This is a genomic window from Streptomyces sp. NPDC001380 (assembly GCF_042895785.1).
Taxonomy (GTDB): domain Bacteria; phylum Actinomycetota; class Actinomycetes; order Streptomycetales; family Streptomycetaceae; genus Peterkaempfera.
Window position 1 is genome coordinate 24,074 of record NZ_JBIAWP010000037.1, and the last position, 6,000, is coordinate 30,073.

At 70.8% G+C, this 6,000-nt stretch carries 4 protein-coding genes and 1 pseudogene; 2 read left to right on the forward strand and 3 right to left on the reverse strand.

Features of this window, described 5'->3' with window-relative positions; genetic code table 11:
* The first annotated feature begins 29 nt into the window (after nt 1-29).
* Together ACFY07_RS27350 and ACFY07_RS27355 are read left to right on the forward strand one after the other, a co-directional pair.
* Nucleotides 30-1,511 (forward strand): MDR family MFS transporter, encoded by a 1,482-nt coding sequence (locus ACFY07_RS27350; protein ID WP_390872222.1) that lies wholly within the window; start codon nt 30-32, stop codon nt 1,509-1,511.
* 977 nt (nt 1,512-2,488) lie between these two features.
* Nucleotides 2,489-3,931, forward strand: a complete 1,443-nt coding sequence (locus ACFY07_RS27355; RefSeq protein ID WP_390872223.1) for an aldehyde dehydrogenase — start codon at nt 2,489-2,491, stop codon at nt 3,929-3,931.
* A gap of 300 nt (nt 3,932-4,231) precedes the next feature.
* Here the strand turns inward: ACFY07_RS27355 and ACFY07_RS27360 are convergent, their stop codons facing one another.
* The 3 genes and pseudogenes from ACFY07_RS27360 to ACFY07_RS27370 form a co-directional block, all read right to left on the reverse strand.
* Nucleotides 4,232-4,783: a GNAT family N-acetyltransferase gene (locus tag ACFY07_RS27360; RefSeq protein WP_390872224.1), complete on the reverse strand. Its 552-nt coding sequence runs from the start codon at nt 4,781-4,783 to the stop codon at nt 4,232-4,234.
* Nucleotides 4,747-5,319, reverse strand: coding sequence for a GNAT family N-acetyltransferase (locus ACFY07_RS27365; RefSeq protein ID WP_390872225.1), 573 nt, complete (start codon nt 5,317-5,319; stop codon nt 4,747-4,749). The genes ACFY07_RS27360 and ACFY07_RS27365 overlap by 37 nt, the downstream gene beginning before the upstream one ends.
* 548 nt (nt 5,320-5,867) lie before the next feature.
* A pseudogene (locus ACFY07_RS27370) lies at nt 5,868-6,000 on the reverse strand (TrmB family transcriptional regulator); the annotation flags it as partial.

Consider the following 6,000-nt stretch of genomic DNA (forward strand, 5'->3'; position numbering starts at 1 on the left):
TACCCGAGGCAGGTGGTGTGGCCGCCGCCATGAGCGCGTTGATCCTCGCGGTCCTCCTGGCGGCCCTGGACCAGACGATCGTCTCGACCGCACTGCCCCGGATGGCGCAGGACCTGAACGGGTTCGACGACATCGCGTGGGTCAGCGCCGCGTATCTGCTCGCCTCCACCGCCGTGACGCCGCTGTGGGGCAAGCTCGGCGACATGTTCGGCCGCAAGCGGCTCTACCTCGCGTCGACCTCCGTCTTCCTGATCGCCTCGATCGCCTGCGGCCTGGCACAAGACCTGCCCGAACTGATCGGCGCGCGGGTCCTGCAGGGCGTGGGCGGCGGCGGCATGATCGTGCTGACCTTCGCCCTGGTCGGTGACATCGTCGCCCCGGCCGGGCGCGGCCGGTGCCAGGCCATGTTCGGTTCCGTCTACGGCGTGGCCAGCATCGTCGGCCCCCTGCTGGGCGGGGTCTTCACCGACCAGCTGTCCTGGCGGTGGGCCTTCCTGATCAACCTGCCCGTCGGCATCGTCGCCCTGGCCGTCGCCTCCCGCGCGCTGCCCACGGCCCGGCGTGGCGTCAAGACTCGCATCGATTACGTCGGTGCGACCGTCCTCGCCGCCATCGCGACCGGCCTGGTTCTGCTCACGTCGTTCGGCGAGCGCTGGGGCTGGGGATCGCCGGCCAGCATCGCTCTGATCGTCGCCACCGTCGCGCTGGCCGCCGCACTGGTCCCTGTCGAGCGCCGGGCCACCGCCCCTGTCCTGCCGCCGGCCATCCTCGGCTCCCGGACCGTGGTCTTCTCCTCGCTGATCGGCTTTCTCGCCAACGCCGCGATGTTCGCCGCCCTGGTCTACCTGCCGACCTACCTCCAGATCGTTCACGGAGTCTCGGCCACCCTCTCCGGCATCTCCATGCTGCCCCTGGTCGCCGGCCTGGTCATCAGCCAGTCCCTGGCCGGGCGCTGGGCGGCGCACGTCGACCGGCTCCGGACGATCCTGCTGGCCGGGCTGGTCGCCAACCTCGCCGGACTGCTCCTGCTGGGCACCATCGGCGCCGCCACCGGCACCCTGCTGCTGAGCGTCTACTTCCTGATCACCGGTGTCGGCATCGGCATGATCCCCATGGTCGTGCTGACCACCGTTCAGAACAGCGTCCCGGCCGCCGACCTCGGCGCCGCCAGCGCCGTCGTCACCTTCGCCCGCTCCATCGGCGCGGCCTTCGGAGTCGCCGTCTTCGGTACCTTGCTGAACACCGGCTTCGCCGATCGCACGCACGACCTGCCGACCACCGGCGGCTTCGACGCCACCCGCCCCGACACCATCGGCCTGCTGCCCGCCGCCGTGCGCGACACCGCGCTGGACGCCTTCGCCCACGCCACCGCCATGGGATACCTGTGGATCGCCCCGGCCCTCGCCGTCGGCATCGGCCTGGCCCTCTTCCTCAAGCCGGCCCGGAAGACCGCCGAACCGGCACCCGCCTCCGACCCCGCGCCCGCCAAGGATCCCGTCTCGGCCGCCTGACCCCTCCGGCCTCGCTCACCAGTCCTCGACCGGCCGCCGCACTCACCGGGCGCCGGCCGGCGGCGCATGGTCGGGCGCCCGCGCTCGTGCTCGGCGTGCTGCCGGGCCCACCCGTGCGCCGCGACCAGGTGCCGGGTGCGGATCGTGCCGTGGCGGGCCCAGGGGCCGTAGTCCCGGAGTGCGTTCAGGTTTGCCGCCGGCCCCCTGCAAGGGGTTCGGCCCTTGCATGCGCCTTGCGCGACTGCTCTGTCCCGGTCGCCAGGAAATCGTGCCTGCTGCGCCTGTTCCTGGATCCGCCGGCGGGGCGTGCCGATCCCGCGTGGAAACGTGTCGACTGCCACGTCGGACGTTCGGGCCGGGGGTGGGGTGGGTCTGCTGGTGTGCCGCCAGGTGCACCAGGTCGGGGAGCAGTGGTCCCGCCCGTCGCTCCCCCTGGTCCCGGCCGAGGGGGCCCTCGCTCGTGGCTTGCTCCGCAAAGGCGGCCACCTCGGCGATGCAGGCGTCACGGCGTCGGCGGATGGTGCCGTCGGCGAGCGTGCGGGCAAGGCCGACGGGCCAGGTCCGGTTCACGGCGATGATGCCCTCGACGCAGCGGTGCAGGGCGACGGCGACGGGCGCCTCGCCCAGCCGGGCCAGGCCCGTCGGCCTCCTCGACGGCGGAGACGCGGGACTCGTGGATGGCCGCGAGCAGGTCCTCGCGGCAGGCGAAGCGCCGGTGGACGGTACGCCGGTCCACGCCCGCCTCCGCCGCGATGGTCGCGCCGGGGTCGGCGGCCGGCATGCGTGCCCCGGTGGGCAGGACGGCTTCGAGTCTGCGGGTTGCCTCGGCTCTCATGACCCAGAGTGTCGCCGATGTGAATACCACGTAGCTTGAGTACCACATCAATGTGCTCATACTGCCAATAAGTGCTACAGTAAAGTAGCATTTGATTGCAGTCGTCGAACTGTACGGAGCAAGCGGAAGAGAGAGGCAGCACATGATCACCTACGACCGGGTTTTCATCGGAGGTTCCTGGGTCGAGCCGAGCAGTGGCGAGCTGCTCGACATCACCTCACCCCACGACCAGTCCGTGGTCGCCCGCGCGGCCCAGGCGCAGCCGGCCGACATCGACCGCGCGGTCGCTGCGGCCCGGGCGTCCTTCGATTCCGGTGAGTGGCGACTGACCCCGCCCGCCGAGCGGATCGCGGCCCTTCGCCGGTTCAACGCCCTGCGGGAGCAGAACGCGGAGAAGATCGCCCACCTGATCTCGCTGGAGAACGGCTCCGCCGGTTGGTTCACCCGCGCCGGCCAGGCCGGCCTGACCCGGCAGGCGAACGCCTACCTCAAGGCCGCCGAGGAGTTCGACTGGGAGGAGACCCTTGTTCCCTCCGACCCGTCCTCCCCGACCCGCAGCGTGGTACGCCGCGAAGCGGTCGGCGTGGTGGCCGCGGTGATTCCCTGGAACTCGCCGTTCTCCTCGGCCACGTCGAAGATCATCCCTGCCCTGGTGACAGGGAACTCCGTGGTTCTCAAGGTGTCTCCGGAGAACTCGCTCAGCATGGGCTTCCTGGCCGAGCTGCTGGCGCAGGTCGGCCTGCCCGAGGGGGTCGTCAGCGTCCTGCCCGCCGACCGGGAGACCAGCGAGTACCTGATCTCGCACAAGGACGTCGACAAGATCGCCTTCACGGGTTCGACGCGTGCGGGCCGCCGCATCGCCTCGATTGCCGGCGAGCAGCTCAAGCGGTTCAGCCTCGAGCTGGGCGGCAAGTCCGCCGCCATCATCCTGCCGGACGCCGACATCGAGAAGGCCGTCGCGGGCCTGAAGTTCGGTTCCCTGCTCAACAACGGCGAGTCCTGCATCGCGCAGACCCGGATCCTCGCCCCGCGGGAGAAGTACGAGGAGGTGGTGACGGCGCTGAAGGAGCTGGTGGAGTCGCTGAAGGTCGGTGACCCGAACGAGCCCGACACGTTCATCGGTCCGATGATCCGCCCTGACCAGCAGGAGCGCGTGCGCGATTACATCCAGCTCGGCATCGAGGAAGGTGCCCGCCTGGTCACCGGCGGCCCGCAGATCCCCGAGGGCCTGGAGAAGGGCAACTACGTCACCCCCACCGTCTTCGCCGACGTCGACAACTCCATGCGGATCGCCCAGGAGGAGATCTTCGGCCCGGTGCTGGTCGTCATCGCCTACGACGACGAGGACGACGCCGTCCGCATCGCCAACGACTCCGAGTACGGCCTGTCCGGCGGCGTCTGGTCCTCCGACGAGGCGCACGCCCTCGCGGTCGCCCGCCGCGTACGCACCGGCACCGTCACCGTCAACGGCGCATCGATCGCCTTCGACGGCCCCTTCGGAGGCTTCAAGGCCAGCGGCATCGGCCGCGAGTACGGCGCGGTCGGCCTCGGCACCTACACCGAGTACAAGACCATCACCGTCTGACCCTCCTCGGACGCAGCCCACAGCGACAACCGCCGGCTGGCGTTTCCGGGAGGTCGGGGGCTTTGGGGGGGCGGGAAGCGATGCCCCTCTTCGCCCCTCGCCCCCCCTGCGCGCGGTTTGTCCGGCCCGGGACTCAGGCGTTCGACCCGGGACAAGCCGTCCTCGCCGGACTCGACGCGATCGCCGGACGAGCAGATCTACTTCCTGGCCGCCGCCCAAGGCCCGCACGGTGCAGTGGCCGGCAGGTGCGATGGCCGACGCTCCGGGACGGCTGGGTTTCGCCGAAGTCGTCTCTCACCCTTACCCGTCCACATCTCTACCGCGGGGTCGGGGCTCGCGCTGTTCATATCCGGGGCGTCCATGCGTCGGCGAGCAGGCCGAAGATGGCTTCGTCCGCGTATGTGTCGTACATGCAGGAGGAACCTTCGCAGCCGCCGCGAGCATCGGGGTGTTGTCCGTGAGGGTGTCGATCTGCGGGCGCTGCAGTCCGCGTACGGCGAATCCGTACGCGCACAGTGTGTGCAGCACATCGACGCCGAGCCCGTGGACGCGGAACACGGGGCGCAGGGCGATCCCGATGTGAGCCGTCCGGTTGTGTGTGTCGATGCCCCAGAGCAGGGCCTCGCCGGACAGCTCCTGTGAATCCAGCTCGACAACGGAGAAACACGCCGCCTCGTCCGACGACCCGGCCACGGCGAAGGGCGAGTGGCCCGAACCTGGAGGGATGGGCCGCCACGGGCGAGAATCGGCGCGTGACCGTGCGGCCACATCGTCCCTTGGTGGGGTGCGGGCCGAAGAACCGGCAGGCCTCCGTCCTAGCGGTCGGCCCTCGGCGTGACCGTCGGGTGCCACTCGCGGCGAAGGAGACCGAAGACCCAGGAGTCGGAGACGTCGCCGTTGACGACGCAGTCCTCGCGGAGGGTGCCTTCGTGGACGAAGCCGAGCCTTTCCAGGACCCGGGCGGACGCCACGTTGCGGGTGTCGGTCTCGGCCTGGACGCGGTTCAGGTCCAGCGTGTCGAACGCCCACCGCAGGACGGCGCGCGCGGTCTCTGTGGCGTAGCCGTGGCCCCATGCGTCGGCGTCGAAGACGTAGCACAGGGAAGCGCTGCGGAAGTCCGGGTTCCAGCCGGTCAGGCCGCACCAGCCGATGAATGCGCCGTCGGAGACGCGGTCGACGGCCACCCGGGCTCCCGTCCCTGCCTCCTCGATCGTCCGGCAGGCCGCGATGAAGCGCTGGGCGCGGGCCGGTTCGGTCCAGGGCGGGGAGTCCCAGTAACGCAGCACGTTGGCGCTGCTGTGCAGCGCGTAGAGCGGTGCTGCGTCGGCGTCGGTGAACGGCCGCAGTCGCAGGCGGGCGGTTTGCAGTTCGGGGGTGGGCAGTGTCATGCGGAGCATCCTGTCTCGTCCCCCTCGCCCCTGACCATCCGACTATCCGCACCATCGAGGGCGCGTACGTCCCCGCGACGTCGGACGCGGTGCCTGGACGGTGAGTCCGCCGCGAACTCATCCACCACTGACGGGATGTCCTCTGGCACGCACCCGATCAACCGGACCGGCGCGGTTACTTCCACCTCCCTGAAGCCGGCGCACCGATGCGGTCGGGACACCCGATCCCCAGAGTGCCGGCTGACCGCGCCCGCTCGCGGAGCCGGACGCGGTCAGCCGGCTGCTCGTGGACTCTCCAGAGGTACCTACGGCGGGTGCGACGCGGTCGGCACGACTCAGCCCCCTCGCCGGCGACCATCCCCACCAGCAGCACCGTAGTCGCGCGGAGGAGCTGGGGCCGACGCTTTTCGCGTGATGTGGTCGCGGGTTCGTCCAGCCGAGGACCGGGACGCTTGACGGGGCGCCGGCCCTCCGGCTCGTGACCGGCGGTGATGTCCCCGCAGCAGCCGTTGACAGGTGTCGGATGCCAGGGCAACGGGCTCTTGTCGTCACAGCCAGCCGCGGCGGGCGGCCTGCCAGGCCAGCTGCATGCGGGTGGCGGCCCCGGCGAGGGTCATCATGTGGTGGATGCGGCGTTGCACGGTGCGCCGGCTCAGCCCGGTCTGGCTGGCGATGGCCTTG